Origin of the sequence: Salinimonas sediminis (assembly GCF_003429285.1) — a bacterium.
Taxonomy (GTDB): domain Bacteria; phylum Pseudomonadota; class Gammaproteobacteria; order Enterobacterales; family Alteromonadaceae; genus Alteromonas; species Alteromonas indica.
On record NZ_CP031769.1, the window covers coordinates 2,886,962 to 2,902,535 of the forward strand.

The 15,574-nt window shown below is 46.3% G+C and carries 14 protein-coding genes; 3 read left to right on the forward strand and 11 right to left on the reverse strand.

Going from position 1 to position 15,574, the window contains the following annotated elements; all coding sequences use genetic code 11:
- Positions 1–285 precede the first annotated feature (285 nt).
- The 9 genes from D0Y50_RS12790 to D0Y50_RS12830 form a co-directional block, all read right to left on the reverse strand.
- Entirely contained in the window at positions 286–1,188 is a 903-nt protein-coding gene (locus tag D0Y50_RS12790) for a copper resistance D family protein (RefSeq protein ID WP_117317296.1), read from the reverse strand.
- Positions 1,189–1,197: 9 nt separating this feature from the next.
- A complete protein-coding gene (locus D0Y50_RS12795; RefSeq protein WP_108566107.1) occupies positions 1,198–1,551 on the reverse strand; it encodes a copper resistance CopC family protein in 354 nt (117 codons plus the stop codon).
- Complete coding sequence (locus D0Y50_RS12800; protein WP_108566106.1) at positions 1,535–3,379, reverse strand: 2Fe-2S iron-sulfur cluster-binding protein; 1,845 nt, start codon at positions 3,377–3,379, stop codon at positions 1,535–1,537. The genes D0Y50_RS12795 and D0Y50_RS12800 overlap by 17 nt, the downstream gene beginning before the upstream one ends.
- On the reverse strand, positions 3,376–4,098 hold the full coding sequence (locus tag D0Y50_RS12805; RefSeq protein WP_117317298.1) for a PepSY domain-containing protein: 723 nt from the start codon (positions 4,096–4,098) through the stop codon (positions 3,376–3,378). Before D0Y50_RS12805 ends, D0Y50_RS12800 begins: the two co-directional genes overlap by 4 nt.
- Entirely contained in the window at positions 4,091–7,240 is a 3,150-nt protein-coding gene (locus D0Y50_RS12810; protein ID WP_108566104.1) for an efflux RND transporter permease subunit, read from the reverse strand. The genes D0Y50_RS12805 and D0Y50_RS12810 overlap by 8 nt, the downstream gene beginning before the upstream one ends.
- 12 nt (positions 7,241–7,252) lie before the next feature.
- On the reverse strand, positions 7,253–8,836 hold the full coding sequence (locus D0Y50_RS12815) for an efflux RND transporter periplasmic adaptor subunit (protein ID WP_108566103.1): 1,584 nt from the start codon (positions 8,834–8,836) through the stop codon (positions 7,253–7,255).
- Positions 8,829–10,241 (reverse strand): TolC family protein, encoded by a 1,413-nt coding sequence (locus D0Y50_RS12820; RefSeq protein ID WP_108566102.1) that lies wholly within the window; start codon positions 10,239–10,241, stop codon positions 8,829–8,831. The genes D0Y50_RS12815 and D0Y50_RS12820 overlap by 8 nt, the downstream gene beginning before the upstream one ends.
- Positions 10,241–10,786 (reverse strand): DUF411 domain-containing protein, encoded by a 546-nt coding sequence (locus tag D0Y50_RS12825; RefSeq protein WP_232366257.1) that lies wholly within the window; start codon positions 10,784–10,786, stop codon positions 10,241–10,243. The genes D0Y50_RS12820 and D0Y50_RS12825 overlap by 1 nt, the downstream gene beginning before the upstream one ends.
- A 112-nt stretch (positions 10,787–10,898) precedes the next feature.
- Positions 10,899–11,255, reverse strand: a complete 357-nt coding sequence (locus tag D0Y50_RS12830) for a hypothetical protein (protein ID WP_133175104.1) — start codon at positions 11,253–11,255, stop codon at positions 10,899–10,901.
- Between the two features lie 175 nt (positions 11,256–11,430).
- On the opposite strand from D0Y50_RS12830, the gene D0Y50_RS19415 reads away from it, so the two are divergent.
- From D0Y50_RS19415 to D0Y50_RS12840, 3 genes are all read left to right on the forward strand, one after another.
- Positions 11,431–11,832, forward strand: a complete 402-nt coding sequence (locus tag D0Y50_RS19415) for a hypothetical protein (protein WP_075610482.1) — start codon at positions 11,431–11,433, stop codon at positions 11,830–11,832.
- A gap of 123 nt (positions 11,833–11,955) precedes the next feature.
- Positions 11,956–13,758 carry a copper resistance system multicopper oxidase gene (locus D0Y50_RS12835; protein WP_117317301.1) on the forward strand — a complete coding sequence of 601 codons (1,803 nt, stop codon included), beginning with the start codon at positions 11,956–11,958 and terminating at the stop codon, positions 13,756–13,758.
- Positions 13,759–13,768: 10 nt separating this feature from the next.
- A complete protein-coding gene (locus tag D0Y50_RS12840) occupies positions 13,769–14,515 on the forward strand; it encodes a copper resistance protein B (protein ID WP_108566099.1) in 747 nt (248 codons plus the stop codon).
- Between the two features lie 105 nt (positions 14,516–14,620).
- Here D0Y50_RS12840 and D0Y50_RS19550 read toward each other — a convergent pair whose 3' ends face one another.
- Both D0Y50_RS19550 and D0Y50_RS12845 read right to left on the reverse strand, forming a co-directional pair.
- Positions 14,621–14,803, reverse strand: a complete 183-nt coding sequence (locus tag D0Y50_RS19550) for a hypothetical protein (protein WP_218023538.1) — start codon at positions 14,801–14,803, stop codon at positions 14,621–14,623.
- 33 nt (positions 14,804–14,836) lie between these two features.
- Positions 14,837–15,568, reverse strand: a complete 732-nt coding sequence (locus tag D0Y50_RS12845; protein WP_108566098.1) for a MauE/DoxX family redox-associated membrane protein — start codon at positions 15,566–15,568, stop codon at positions 14,837–14,839.
- Between the last annotated feature and the right edge of the window lie 6 nt (positions 15,569–15,574).

A 15,574-nucleotide genomic window follows, 5' to 3' on the forward strand; every position in this document is an offset into this window, starting at 1 on the left:
AAACACCTCTTTGTGAAGTTACATTGTAACTGTTAAAAGTGTCTAGCAAAGTCTGGGAAGTCCACTTACGTAAGAACCTACGAAGGGTTTTCACACCTTTATAGCCGAATTTTATTTTATCGAAAATACTCTCAGTTGAAATTGCAAATTACACCTGAGCTGGTACAGTTTTATTATCTAATAAATATTCGTGTATGGTCCTGGGGTTCTCACTGTGCGCATGGCCTTGGGGTATGAAACCACCAGCAAAAGGCTACATAAAAAATATCGAATCATGAATTTTCCTTAGGAAAAGTTGGGGCCGACCACGCTGGTCAGGGCGGCGGTGATAAGTAACAACGCTGCTGCCAGTGCAATTTCCAGCGTAATAGAACGGGATAGCTTACTTAATGTTTGTCGATTTTCCAGCATCGGCACAAGCTTACGTTTATGACGCGCTGCGAGCAGCAGTAGTCCGCTAACACACCCTATCTTTGCCATAAGAGTAAGCCCGTAAGCAGAAGTAAAAAGCTGGGAGACATCATTAAATAACTGCAGTGCCATAAGCACGCCAACAATAATCATCACTCCCACCAAAAACTGTGCAGATAAGCCAAACTTATACATAAGCGACTTGGTTTGTTCGACGGGCAGGTGGCCACAGGCAAGCTTTAGTGGGATCAGTGCACCAAACCACCATGACATAACGAAAACATGGACTATCAGTAGCATTTTTTCAACTAAACCTTGCTCTGATATGTGACCGGCAAGGGTATAGCTGTAAAGCGCAGCAGCTAATGCCAACAACACACATCCACGCATTACTGTGTGCTGAAAACGAAGTTTGGTAGCGACAAGCAGCGACCACAGGGCAAAAACAGCGGCGCCGCCACGAACCTGGGCCATATAGCCTAAGGGTGAATCCCACATAATACTAAGCATGGTAGGGTTCAGTGCTCCGCTTAAGCCGCTTTCTGCAAACGCGCCCACTTTTGCCAAAAACCATATTGGCACCGAAATAGCCACAAGTACAAAGCTGCAAATAAAATAGCGCGTTAGTTTGCGGGTATAGGCTTCGGGCAGTTTGTGAGTACTTTCTGTAAAGCCAAATGAATGGAGAAATGCATACCCGGCCATGCCCGCAGTTCCTGCATAAAACAAAGCTTTACAGACAATAATAACGGTATTCCAGATATACATTTCCATCATTCAGTCCTTTTAGTGCACCATGAATGAATAAGAATCTTTCATCTTGTGACCATCGCTGCCCATCGCAATCCACTCAACGTTATAGGTGGCCGGAGACAGCTCTGGAAGCTCCCAGGAATAGTCAGCTTCTGCTTCACGACTGGGTGTAAAACCAAAATCAATCTCGTCACCATTCTTTTTAGACAGGGTAACCTTCATCAATTGAAGTTTTGCTGAGAATGACAACTCCAGCGTTTGTGGGGCGGACATTAACATAGCATCGTCTTTTGGCATGGTTTTGGTAAGCTCTACCCCGCCATGAGAAAACGCTGCACTGCTAAACAGTAAACCTGATATCACTAAGCACTTATGAATTACTTTCATTTTTAACCTCATTTGTATTAAAAGAATCGATATAAATCTGTTGCGGCTCAATATGCTGCGATAACAGCAATGACTTTACTTCTGCTAGCATAGGAGCAGGGCCACATAAGTAAAAATTGGCACTGTTGAAAACGTCAAAATTAAGGTGTTGACGCGTAAGTTGTTGTACATACCCAGAATGTCCTTGCCAGGCTGGCGAGGGTGATGAGAGTGTGGGCAGATAAGTGAAGTTTTCAAAGCGTTTAGCCAGATGCTCAAATTCATCTGAGTAACACAAATCTTCTTCGTTGCGTGCGCCATAGATAAAAATCATCTGGTGTGACACACTATTTTGTATTAACGCTTCATAAATCAATGCCCTAAGCGGCGCTATACCTGAGCCGCCGCCTATCAAAACTTTTGCGCCGGGCTGATACGCACGCTCAGCAAAACTGGCGAACGGCCCGTAAGCTTCAACCGATTCACCCGGTGCAAGAGAGCATAAATAGCTCGAGCCCGCCCCGCCGCTCTTCTGAGTGGTGGTATTACATTGCCACTTAATAGTAAAAATAAGCTCATCACATTCACCACTATAATTTGCTATCGAATAGCTTCGGGTGGTGCTTTTGTAAGATACTGTCTGCGCGTCAAACTGAGCCCAGTAAGAACGCCACCGGGACGGAATATCAACCGGCACAGTACGACGTTTTCCACCAGGAATAGAAAATTGCATCGAAGAGCCGGCATTGAACTTTTGCAGGTTACCGCCTGTCACCTTAAAGGCAATTTCTTTTATCGTAGGGGTAATGTACTGGGCGCGGGAAACCTGAAGTGTCAAAGCCTGAGTGGCCATGTCTTTCACTATAATTGAGTCCACAGAATGAGCAGCGTGTTGACACGCTAAACGGCAGCCTGCAGCCAATTCACTATGACTAATAAGGTGTGTTTCGGCAGGCTGTGCCGGAAGGCTGCTCTGAGTATAAAATCGGCACGTTCCACAGGTTCCTCCGCCGCCGCACTTGGCCGGCAACTGCAGTTGGTTTTGTGTTAGCGTGGTCAGCAGCGTGGTATTTTTACGTCCCTGAACGGTTACGTTTTGGTTGTTATTGGCCACCAGAACGTCAATCTTATGCAAAGCGCCGAGGCGTACTGTAAAACGTCCTGCTTTTAACAGCATGATGAGCCAGGCCAAACCTGACAACCCAAAGGCCAGCGCTAAAACCGCAACGATAATAAGCAAAGGGTGGTTAAAACTGCCTGTGTCCCAGTAGTCCATGAAATGCAATTTGAACATTAATGCCACAAACCGGCGATGTTCATCGCTGGCTGTTAAAAACCGCCCAGACTGCTGGTCTATATGGATATACGTTAATGCCGAATCATCAAAATAGGCTGACCAGTAGGCATTTTTTTGCTTTGGTAATAACCCACCCGAAGATTGTTCAAGCTCAATTTTACTGAGCGCTGCATCACCGCTGTAGCGTTCAAGTGCTATCGCTTTCGCCCACTGCTTGTCAATTGAAAATGGCTGGCCAGAGACCGCATCAAATAGCCGCACCTGTCTGGGCTGGTAATTATGCGGTTGTGAATAAAGAATAACTTCATAAACGGGCTTGCCGGCCAGCAAAACCGTTTGTATTGACTCAGCCTTTTTCACCGGAAGCTGGTTGACCGGATATAGTTTGCCGGCATATACCTGCCACTCGATACCCTGAGGCTTTTGAATTTTAAGCGCAGGGCCATCATTAGAAAACAAACTCAGGTACAAACCAGTACCTAACCAGATAAGCAGCTGAATACCTATCGGTACCGACAACCACCGATGACTTTTTGTTATTAACAGACTCATTGGTCTTCCCCTTTCATAAGGGGCCGACACACCCGCCAGTAACTCAGAAACGCGCCACTGAGGGCGGCTAACAAGCCGGTGAAAATAGCACTTAAAAGAAACACATTACCGATGGTTCGCCCATCATCTAAATCCATAATATGAAAGCGCCACATCCAGTCAAAGCTGCGCCAGCCATCGTGACTTACTGTTACCACTTCACCAGTGTGTTGTTGCACATAAAAGGTGGGTGCTTCAGGGGCATCAAAATCAATACGCCAAAAGGGCAGGTACCGTCCTGAAGCTTCTTCAGGCAAATTTTGCTTAGTTTCAATCAGCGTTGCTGACGCTATACCGGTGGCGCCCGTATAACGAGAAGCAGCAATATCCCGTGCGGTAGATTCATTTACCGAAACCAGAGTTTCCCCTGTGGTTGCGCTTATTGTTTCAGGCCGAACCGGTGTGTCAGAATTTGCCGCAAATGTAGCAATATAAACCGGGCTGCCCAGCCTGGATATTAAACGCACCTTTGTCGCCGCCGGGTACTGCGCCATAATATCAGCGGGCGATAGAACCACCTCATCCACCGCAAAAACAGGCTGCTTCGTGGTCAGATGTTCACCATGAACAGTATGAATATCGGTAATAACCATATACACGCCCGACAACATCCAGATGACAAACTGTACGCCCACCACCAGCATCAGCCAACGATGAACCTGTCTGAAAGCCCTAATCATCAGCCGTTATCTTCTTATTATGATGTTTAATAGTGTGCTGTTTTGCTAAACAGTAGAACGCCGGAAGTACCAGTAGTGTCAACACCACGGCGCTGGTCATGCCCCCTATCATTGGTGCGGCAATCCGGCTCATTACCTCTGATCCTGTGCCTGAGCCATACATTATGGGTAACAACCCAATAATAATAGTGGCCACCGTCATCATGACCGGACGTATCCGTAAGCCTGCACCATGCAACAGTGCCTGGCGGTAATCACTGGCTTCGATGATCTGGCGATTTTTTTCAGACTCATCCAGCAGCTCTTTAAGAGACTGATTCAGGTAAACAAGCATAATGACGCCAATCTCGACGGCCACGCCCGCTAAAGCGATAAAGCCAACCCCTACTGCCACTGAAAAATTAAATCCTTCAAAATAAAGCAGCCATAAGCCGCCAATCATGGCCATAGGCAATGTCACTACAATCATAGCGACTTCACTAAAGGCCCGGAAATTCAGATACAGCAAAATAAGAATAATGGCCAGGGTAAGCGGCAATACAAACGTTAGCTTTTCTTTGGCCCGCTCCATGTATTCATACTGCCCGGCCCAGGTCAGCGAGTAGCCTGCCGGAATATCCAACTTATCTTGTAGTACTGTTTTTGCGTTTTCTACATAGGTACCCACATCGACATTGTTAATATCCACAAACGACCAGCCATTGATACGGGCGTTTTCGCTTTTGATCCCTGGTGGACCTTCTTCCACGTACACATTGGCAACATCGCCCAGTGAAATACGCTGGCCCGAATCGGTAACAATAGGCAAGCTCATTAACTTCTCGGGCGAGCTTCGATAATCCTGAGGATAACGAATATTGACAGGGTAACGCTCAAGGCCTTCTACGGTTTCGGTGACATTCATGCCCCCAATCGCCGAGGAAACCGTAGCTTGCACATCGCCAATATTAAGCCCAAACCGGCTGGCACGCTGACGCGATATATCAACTTTCAGATAGCGGCCACCGGCCACCCGCTCTGAATACACCGACGCAGTACCATCGACCTCTTTGAGTATCGTCTCAATATCCTTACCAATTCGCTGAATAACCGACAGGTCTTCACCAGCCACTTTAATGCCCACCGGGGTTTTGATACCGGTAGCCAGCATATCTATGCGGGTTTTTATGGGCATGACCCAGGCGTTAGTCACACCAGGAAAATCGATAAGATTGTTCAGCTCTGTTTTAAGTTTTTCAGTGGTCATGCCATCACGCCATTCACTTTGCGGCTTTAATTGAATAAACGTTTCAATCATGGTCAGTGGCGCCGGGTCGGTGGCGGTTTCGGCCCGACCCACTTTACCAAACACACTTTTAACCTCAGGCACAGTGCTAATCAACTTGTCAGTTTGCTGAAGCAGCTCCCGCGCTTTACCTATCGAGATCCCCGGGTATGTGGTGGGCATGTACATTAAGTCTCCCTCATCTAAAGGAGGAATAAACTCGCTACCAATTTTATTGACCGGATAAAACCCGACCACAGTGACGACGATGGCAATCAGTATGGTAGCCTTGGGAAATTTAAGTACTTTGGTGAGTAGCGGCATGTAGCCTGCTACCAATAAGCGGTTTAACGGATTTTTCTTTTCCGAGGTTACCTTGCCGCGAATAAAATAGCCCATTAAGACCGGCACCAAAGTAACGGCCAGTCCGGCTGAGGCAGCCATGGCATAGGTTTTGGTGAAAGCCAACGGCGCAAACATGCGACCTTCCTGAGCTTCTAAAATAAATACCGGCAAAAACGATACGGTAATAATCAGTAAGCTGAAAAACAACGCTGGCCCAACTTCAGAGGCAGCCCGGATCACTACCTGCCAGCGGTTTTCATCGGTTAGCGGGGTTTTTTCCATATGCTTATGCATATTCTCTATCATAACGATCGCGCCATCGGTCATGGCGCCGATGGCAATCGCGATGCCGCCCAATGACATAATGTTGGCGTTGATACCCTGAAAATACATTACAATAAACGAGACCAGAATACCTAACGGCAGGGTAATCACCGCCACAATAGATGAGCGCAGGTGAAACAAAAATACCACACACACCAGCGCCACAACGACGAGTTCCTGACCAAGCTTGGTCCATAGGTTGTCTACGGCGTTATTGATAAGCTGCGAGCGGTCGTATACCGGTACCACCTCGACACCCGGTGGTAGTGATTTTTTAAGCGACTGCAGTCGTTCTTTAACCCCCGCAATGACTTTTTCGGCATTTTCGCCAAAACGCATCACCACAATACCGCCCACTACTTCGCCTTCACCATTTAGCTCGGCCACACCGCGGCGCATCTGGGGGCCCACATTTACCGTGGCAACATCGCCGATGGTTAATGCTGTCCCCTCTTTTACCAGCCCCAGTGGAATTTGGCGGATATCATCCAGGTTTTGAATATAGCCGGTGGTGGTCACCATATATTCTGCTTCGGCCATTTCGACCACCGACGCACCGCTTTCCTGATTTCCCCGCTGCACAGCTTGCTGAACATGCGACAACGGAATACCGTAACCACGCAGCTTTTCGGGCATAACCTGAATTTGGTACTGCCTGACCATACCACCTACCGCAGCGACTTCAGATACGCCATCTACAGTTTGCAGTTCGTATTTTAAAAACCAGTCTTGCAGGCTGCGCAACTGACTAAGATCATGCTGACCGGTTTTATCCTGCAAAGCATAAATATATACCCAACCCACACCCGTGGCATCCGGGCCGAGTTGCGGCTGAACATCATCAGGTAATGCCGAGGCAGCCTGATTCAGATATTCCAGTACGCGACTGCGCGCCCAGTACAAATCTGTATCGTCATCAAAGATAACGTAGACATACGAGTCACCAAAAAATGAGTACCCGCGAACAGTGGAGGCGCCGGGCACCGATAACATAGCGGTAGTCAGCGGATACGTTACCTGATCCTGCACTACCTGCGGCGATTGTCCCGGATAACTGGTTTTAATAATAACTTGTACGTCAGATAAATCGGGTAAGGCGTCAACCGGTGTTTTGTTAAGCGAATAAATCCCGCCTAGCACCAGCATCAGGGTCATAAGTAACACCAATACGCGGTTTGCGACTGACCATCTAATAATTGATTCAATCATATTGCTGTTCCACTAATGCATTGAATGGTCAGAGGCCATAGGCTTGTCTTGGGCCTTAGCGGGCTGACTGCCTGATGACATAATATGAATACCGGTGATCTCAAATCCACCTTCAGCTAGTCGGGTAATCTCAAAATGCAATGACTGTCCTTTTTCAAGGGCATTGATGTCTACACTTTCCCCCACGGTAAAATCCATCACCATCTGCGGCCATTCCCAGGCTTCCACCGGCATGTGATCAATGGTGACCATGCGATGATCGGCCATTACCTTAGTGATTTTTCCCTGCGCCCAAACTGATTGATCATCTTCTTTTGCTGCTGTTTGAGATGTTGGGGCCGCGTGCCCCTGATTAGTCGGTTCAGATGACCGCTGTGAAACAGAAGCGTCTGAGGATGCGCCTTCCATTCGCTTGAAGTCAGAGGCTTTACTTGACTCTGAGTCAATCAAAAACTGGGCTGACGTCACTACTACGTCGTCTTTATTTAGCCCCTGAGTGATAGCGATTTGCTCATCGCTTATCTGCCCCAGTGCGACTTCAACTGACTTGTACTGACCATTGCCTACCACAACCACAACCCTGTTCTGTTGTCCGGTTCTGATTACCGCTTCAGCCGGAACTAAGATAGCGCTTTGCGACGCAGTTTTTTCAATAGTGACATTTGCCAGCATGTTAGGCTTCAAGATGTCATCGGGATTATCCAGCCTTATTCGTACGGTGAGCGTACGGGTATTTTCATCCAGCTCGGGATAAACAAAGTCGACCTTACCCTGCCACTCTTTATTGGGTAATGCAGGTACCTGAATAACCACAGGCTGGCCTTGCTCAATCAACGCAGCATCACGCTCAAACACTTCAGCATTTATCCAGATAGCAGATAAATCAGCAATACTTAGCAAGGTCACTTCAGGTTTTACATAAAAGCCCTCGCGAATATTAAGGGCGTTAACAACCCCGGTTTGGGGCGATACATACGTTATTTGCTGCTTAACCTGTTTTGATTTTTTAAGCGCTTCAATTGAGGCGTCTGATACTTTGAGCGCGTGTAGCTTATTTTTGGCTGCCTGCCTGAGTTTCTGGTTACCACTTTGCAACGCCAGCAAATACTCTTCTTGCGCATTAACCAGCTCGGGAGAATAAATAGAATAAAGAGGGTCGCCTTTCTCAATGCTCTGGCCATTCGCTTTAATATTTAGCTTCTCAATCCAGCCGCTTACCCGCGAGTGAATGTGTGTCAGCTGTTCTTCATCAAACTGGACATAACCTACGGTTTGAATCGTTGACTTAAGCGTTCCCCAGGTGACCGGCTCAGTGCGTACACCCAGATTATTTTCTACCCGTGCAGAGATTTTTACCGTACCGGCGGGGGAGTCCTGTTCAGCGTTGCTGTTAGCGTAAACCGGGACCAGGTCCATTCCCATCGGGGATTGACCCGGCTCGTCACGCCGATAGCTGTCATCCATAGGCGCAACCCAGTACAAAGGTTTTTCAGCCTCATTTTTTACAGGAGTCTCTGGTGAGTCATTTAAAACAGCCACCAATAATGCCCCCAGGCCCAGACCTGCCAGTAAGGCAATAATAACGTTTTTATTCATTTGGAGCAGATCCCTGTTCTTGAGTGAGCGCTGATGTTGACGATGTGGATGTTAATGACAAAGGAGCCAGTAAATAGTTAAGCTGCGCTTTTGTTTTCGCTACCCCCACATTTAACGTCAATAAGGTAAGCTGATTAGTCAGTTCGGTAACGCGGCTACGAATAACTTCAGAAAACTCGCCCGTATCATTGGTATAAGCATTCAGCGATGCTTTAGATTGCAGTGTGGTTTGCGGCAAAATTCGGGCACTATAGAGAGACTGACGTTCATTTAAACGAGTCAGCTTCGCACTGAACGAGGCAACCTGCGACAGCAGCTTTCTTATCGCAAGATGCTTTTCGGTTTTAAACGCCTCGGCATTGTAAATAGCAGCTGAGATTTGTTTTTGCTGCTTGTTGCCCGTAAATAACGGCACATCAAAACTTACGCCAATACTGAACAAGTCTGAGCGCGAATCACCCATCGCGTTTTCATCGCGGTATGCGTACGATGCGTTCACCCCCCACTGTGGTTTGAGGCTTTGTCGGGCCAGCGTCACATCTTTTTCGCGAGCTTGTTGTTCTAAATCAAGGGCCGTAATGGTGGGGTGAGTAAATAACTTTTCAAGTATTTCAGTACGATGTACTTGAGTGTTTAACCAGGCCTCAGGAAATTGCAGACTGAACTCAGGCTGTGCGCGGCGCGGTGTATTCTGCCCAAAATCACGCTGAACAACTTCATCAATCGTGAATAAGGTAGAATTTGCATTGGTTTGAGGGTTGATGAGCCACTGGTTAAGTGTATGCAGTTGTATTTCAAGCTGTTGATATTCTTCTGCTAATTTATCTTCTAGTTGAATAAGCTCCAGTTCGGCAAGAAGCACGTCTTGCTGACTGGCCTCACCTAACCCACTTGAGTAAGCCGTTTCGGCAACGCTTTTAGCCTGTTCAAACAATGATTTATTCTGTTCAATAAGGTCAATGGAGGCTTTGGCCAGGTATATATCCAGCCATAACAGTGAAACCGCCCTTGCAATAGCCGCTTTGCGGGTCTCACGTTGATAGGGCGCAATAGAAGCAGCAATGTTGAGCTTTTGTTGTTCTAATTCTAATGACTGGCCTCGCGGAATCGTTTGCGAAACACCTACCTGTAGCTGAGTCATGTTTTCCTGCGAAAAACTGCCCGAGTCTACGGGTAAATTCAGCATACCTATTTTCACCACAGGGTCGGGCAAGGTGCCTGCCGCTATCGCCTTTTGCTGCAGGGCTTGTTGGGAAAGTTGACTGCCGTTTAGCCAGGGGTCGTTTTCAATCGCTGTGGTGATCAATGAATCCAGAGAGGGCAGCGATTGCGCGCCAACACTAGCCGTAACTGCGAACGATAGCAGAGCCAGAGCGACCTTGAGTTTGTGTGTGAAAGCCGGCATTAAAATTGTTCCTCATAGGCATCAATTTGTGCATATGTGCTATGGGTACCATCCTTGTGCAAAAGAAGTATTTGATAAGGCTGGAATCGATCGCCCATTTCCATTCCCGGGCTGCCCATTGGCATGCCGGGTACGGCAAGACCTATCGCGTCAGGTACCGGGCTATCGATAAACTTTTGTATGTACCGGGCCGGGATATGACCTTCAAACACGTAGCCGTCACGGCTTATAGCGGTATGACAAGATTGATATTGAGAAGCAACCTGATACTGGCGCTTTATATCAGACAAATAAGCGGTATTTTTGACCCCCGCATTAAGCCCTTCGGTATGGATGTGTTGTACCCATTTTCCACAGCATCCACATGAAGGGGATTTAAACACAGTAAGCGCTGCTGGCGATTCTTGGGACAGAGCCTGAATCTGAGAGTTAGGTTCAGTTTGGGCAGATTCGGTCTGGATAGACTCAGGTAGAGTGGATTGCGCGTAACCTGCGCTTGAAAATAAAAATAACATCGCGCCAAGCGAAAGAAAAATGTTGAACATGCGTGCCTCTGATTACAGCCAAATTTAGTGCTTAAAGTGAACAATTCACTTCACATAAAAATAGTAAAACCCAACGGTAATGTGCCATACAGCAGACACACTTATCCTGGGGCTAGGCTGGTATAGGAGGACGATACAACGAACTGGAGATTTGGATAGGAGCGCGCAAACCTGCGTGCTTAATGGCATTATCACTATGAAAAGACAGCGCTAATGCATTATCAGAGCTAAGTGGAGTATAAGCAGAGCAGGCATTTGCCGGGCAAGCGCAGGTCATTTGGCAACACTGCGAGTGATCAACTGTGTCAGCGCCCATGTCCATAGCAACGCTTTGAGTACCGACCATTAGCATATGCTCACTATGCGTATCGCTGGGCATTTCACAAACCATAGTATCCATAGCCGACGTTTGCCATGTTAAGGCAGTCAGCATGATCAGACACACAATTTGAGACCAACGTTTTTTCATAATACCCTCTTGATACGCCTTTATGATATACAAATTTGTGTGCTGCTGTAAAAGAAAATCATTAAAAAGTAATCTAAAGTTGAAAAACATTGGTATTAGGTAAGGCTAGACAAGATTTTTGTTTTGAATTGCTGGTTAAGTCGCCTAAAGGCGATAAAAGGTCTATAAACGTGCTATGAAAAGTATCTTCGGTAAAGTTTTCATCGCTTTTGCGCTACTGCTTTTATTTGCAGGAAGTGCGGCTGCGTGTTCATCCGATACCGTTGCATCACCCAAAGACCCGGTTACCCAACTTTCAGAATATCGTTTACTACAGTCCGAGACCCCTTCTTTCTTAAAGAGCTCTCAAGCTACAAGCTTAGCCGATACGACCAAAAACACATCTCATCCAGATTGCTGCGAAAAGATATGCAAATGCAAAGCAGTATCGTGTCATGCCGTGTTTGCTATGGTTTCCTCATATCAAACGCTTACCGCTCAGGCATTTAACGAGCTCAGCGTATTCACAGAACATCGCGTTGCAAAACGTTTCATTGCGCCTTTATTCAGACCTCCGATTGCCCCTCTACACAGCTAATATAAATACGTTAAAAGATTTTATTTAAATATAGCCATATTTCATTGAGAGGTGGTGCTGCTTATTCTTATCAGCCCCCTGTATATCGGTGAAATGGCATATGAGTTTTGGAGGAACCTTGCTATGCAGGATATTGCTCAAGGTAGAAGAAAGTTTGTATTAGGTGCGTTAGGGGTGGGTGCTGCCGCTGCGCTTTCTCGTGTAGCGCCAGTTTGGGCAACACCTCAGGGCCGCAATTTTAAAGATCAGGTGCTTACCAGCGACGTCATACATTTAGACATTGCTAACGCCCGCATGCCTATTGGCCACAAGTCCGGTAATGCAATTGCTATCAACGGACAAATGCCAGGCCCACTAATAAGGCTACGCGAAGGACAGCGTGCAAACTTGCACGTATCCAATCAATTAAACGAAGATACCTCGATTCACTGGCACGGCATTTTGCTTCCCGAAAATATGGATGGGGTGCCGGGGGTTTCGTTTGCCGGTATCAAGCCCGGCGAAACATTCAAATATGCATTTGATGTAGAGCAATATGGCACCTACTGGTATCACAGTCATTCAGGATTACAGGAGCAGCGCGGGCACTTAGGTCCTTTGATTATTGAACCTAAAGATGGGGATATAGGCGCAGACCGCGAACATACTATTGTGCTTAGTGACTGGACGTTTGAAGATCCACACGATGTTTTAAGAAAACTGAAAGTGGCCGAGGGTTATTACAACTATCAAAAGCGCACAATATTCGACACGCTCGATGACGTAAGTGAACAGGGGCTGGCAAAAACCTGGAAACAACGTGAAATGTGGGGGGACATGCGCATGAGCCCCAGAGATATTGCTGATGTAACCGGCAGTACCTATACCTACCTTATGAATGGTCGGACGCCGGATGATAACTGGCAGGCGCTATTCTCGCCGGGTGAAAAAGTCAGGCTGCGTATTATCAATGGATCTGCCATGACCTTTTTCGACTTCCGAATTCCTGGATTAGAAATGACCGTAGTTGCTGCCGATGGGCAGCCTGTAAAGCCCGTTAAAATTGACGAGTTTCGCATCGGTGTAGCAGAAGTTTACGATGTTATTGTTGAGCCTAAATCTGCCAAACCCTTTACTTTTTTTGCTGAAAGTTTTGATAGAAGTGGTTTTGCCCGCGGTACCCTTACCCCGCAACTTGGAATGTCAGCCCCTATTCCTGCTCGTCGCGAAATGACCGAACGCGGTATGGCTGCAATGGGTATGGGTAGCATGAAGATGAATGACAATTCAAGTGGTATGAACATGGGCTCTGACACACAGGGCAGCCTGCAGAACATGGATAAAATGTCAGGCTCAGGTCATCAAAGTAAAACTTCCGCGCATTCCCACGCAAACGCAGAAAGCGGTGCCTTGCCTGTAGAAAACATCACGATTGAACATGATGATGACCACCATGGAGCCGGGGCGGCAATGATTGCTCAAAATCCTCAGTCCAGACTTGATGAACCAGGTATAGGTCTTGAAGATGCTCCCCGGCGCGTTCTTGTCTATGCCGATTTAGAAGGGGCGCATCCCTGGCCAGATGAACGAGAACCTTCCCGACAAATTGAACTGCATTTAACTGGCAATATGGAACGTTACATGTGGTCGTTTGACGGAGTGAAATACAATGAAGTCGATGGGCCCGTTAACTTCAAATTTGGAGAGCGTTTACGACTTGTCATGGTGAACGACACTATGATGGACCATCCGATTCATTTACACGGAATGTGGATGGAGCTTGAAAACGGCAATTATCCTCGTCCACGTAAGCACACTATTAATTTGAAACCAAGTGAAAAAGTATCGCTACTGATTACCGCTGATGCGCCTGGCAACTGGGCATTTCACTGTCACCTACTTTATCACATGGAAGCCGGTATGTTTCGTGTGGTCAATGTGTCGTAAGGAGCAAATTATGAATAGTATCAAAAAAAGTATTTTGCTTGTGGGCACACTAAGTTGCTTCAGTACACAAGCTCAGGTTAAACCCGAATGGCCTTCTCCTGTGCCTGAAATTATCACCGGACAGGTGTTTTTTGACCGGCTGGAATTAACGCGCACTAACGCCCAGGAAAACCGGGCAGTGTGGGATATGCAGGCGTGGTATGGAAGCGACTATCATCGCGCGGTATTTAAAAGCGAAGGGGAAAATACTCAAAATGACGGTAAGCCCACCGATCTTGAAAGGGCTGAACTTCTGTATGGATATTTAATTTCACCATTCTGGTCTTTCCAAGTTGGCGCTGGTGTAAAAGGAGAATTATCCTCAGAAAGTAATTTAGAAGAATACGCTGTATTTAGTTTTTCAGGATTGGCACCCTACTGGTTTGAAATGGAAAATTCATTAAGGATAAACAAAGAAGGTGATATTCAATTTGTGGGCGAAGCTGAATATGAGTGGCTGCTATCGCAAACCTCTTATTTACAACCAAGAATTGAATTAGTTGCCAATATAACCGACTCTGAAAAATACGATCGAGAAAGTGGCTTTAGCGATATAAGAATAGGGCTAAGATATCGGCAGGAAATTGCAAGAGAATTCGCCCCTTACATTGGAGTTTACTGGAGCGAATCTTTAGGAAACAAAAGGGATAAATTAAAAAGACTCGGTGAAGATACATCAGAAAAAGGAATAGTCATTGGCGCCAGACTTTGGTTTTGAATTAACTATTCACAGTATACATTAATAGTTTTTTAGAAAGAAAAAACAAATAAAAAAAGGCCGGCAATAACTTGCCGGCCTTTTTTATAGAATGAGAAGAAGGTACTACTTTTTGCCTTCAAGGCTACTCAAAATATCTTTGAAGCTTTGTTTATTCTCATCTTTACTGTCGGCTTTATTACAGCCCCCTTGCGTCTGATTTTGCTCAGTTTTAGGCTGAGTAGTAAGAGAGTTTGTAGAAAAAAAGTTTGAATATAATTGCATAATGTCACCGTTTTGTTCACTCAATTTCTCTACAAAAAGCAGAATTTATGCCACCCTCTACCAGAACAACATAATCAACGCCCCTACTATCATAAACAGGTTCTCTGACAGTGAGATAAAGCCTAAGGGCACGTTGCTGTCGCCACCTACACAGGCACATTTCAATTCTCGCTTGTCTATGTACACGGCTTTAATCACCGATACCGCCCCCACCGTACCGATAAATAACGAGAAAGGTGCAACGATAAGCGCGGGCAATTGTGCCACCATACCAATACCGACATAAGCTTCGACAAACGGGTAAATATACCCGTATCGAACCCATTTCATTGCCAACAAATCGTAAGTAATGAAAGAGTTGGTAAAGCTATATAGGTCCTGAAGTTTCTGAACCGCTAACAGCGTCATAGAAAACGCTATAAACAGCATCAATGTTCGAATAGAGAAAAAGTCACCTGATACAAACCATTGAAGTGCAAGTGTTAATAGCGCGGCTACCGAGAATATAGCGATAACCGGTGTATAGGTGGTGCCCTGCTGACCAGCTTCATCTTTATCAAAAAACTCACGCAGCTCGTCGTAGCCACCCACGCGCTTATTGTCTATAAAGGTTTGCGGGGTTGTTTCAACATCATGCTTTTCTTTAAAGCGGTCAGTTTCTTCCCGAGACGTTAATTTATGGTCTTCAATATCGTACCCTTCTCTTTTTAACAGGTCGACAGAGCGCAGGCCATACGGACAAATATGCTCATCGGTAACCATTCGATAAATGATTGCTTTCTTGCTCATGAAATA

Excerpts from the sequence above, each read along its gene's own strand:
- D0Y50_RS19415 (WP_075610482.1), top strand. The coding sequence starts at position 11,431 with ATGAAAAGTATCTTCGGTAAAGTTTTCATCGCTTTTGCGCTACTGCTT.
- D0Y50_RS12815 (WP_108566103.1), bottom strand. The coding sequence starts at position 8,836 with ATGAATAAAAACGTTATTATTGCCTTACTGGCAGGTCTGGGCCTGGGG.
- D0Y50_RS12845 (WP_108566098.1), bottom strand. The coding sequence starts at position 15,568 with ATGAGCAAGAAAGCAATCATTTATCGAATGGTTACCGATGAGCATATT.
- D0Y50_RS12840 (WP_108566099.1), top strand. The coding sequence starts at position 13,769 with ATGAATAGTATCAAAAAAAGTATTTTGCTTGTGGGCACACTAAGTTGC.
- D0Y50_RS12810 (WP_108566104.1), bottom strand. The coding sequence starts at position 7,240 with ATGATTGAATCAATTATTAGATGGTCAGTCGCAAACCGCGTATTGGTG.
- D0Y50_RS12800 (WP_108566106.1), bottom strand. The coding sequence starts at position 3,379 with ATGAGTCTGTTAATAACAAAAAGTCATCGGTGGTTGTCGGTACCGATA.
- D0Y50_RS12795 (WP_108566107.1), bottom strand. The coding sequence starts at position 1,551 with ATGAAAGTAATTCATAAGTGCTTAGTGATATCAGGTTTACTGTTTAGC.
- D0Y50_RS12820 (WP_108566102.1), bottom strand. The coding sequence starts at position 10,241 with ATGCCGGCTTTCACACACAAACTCAAGGTCGCTCTGGCTCTGCTATCG.
- D0Y50_RS12805 (WP_117317298.1), bottom strand. The coding sequence starts at position 4,098 with ATGATTAGGGCTTTCAGACAGGTTCATCGTTGGCTGATGCTGGTGGTG.
- D0Y50_RS12790 (WP_117317296.1), bottom strand. The coding sequence starts at position 1,188 with ATGATGGAAATGTATATCTGGAATACCGTTATTATTGTCTGTAAAGCT.
- D0Y50_RS12830 (WP_133175104.1), bottom strand. The coding sequence starts at position 11,255 with ATGAAAAAACGTTGGTCTCAAATTGTGTGTCTGATCATGCTGACTGCC.
- D0Y50_RS12835 (WP_117317301.1), top strand. The coding sequence starts at position 11,956 with ATGCAGGATATTGCTCAAGGTAGAAGAAAGTTTGTATTAGGTGCGTTA.
- D0Y50_RS12825 (WP_232366257.1), bottom strand. The coding sequence starts at position 10,786 with ATGTTCAACATTTTTCTTTCGCTTGGCGCGATGTTATTTTTATTTTCA.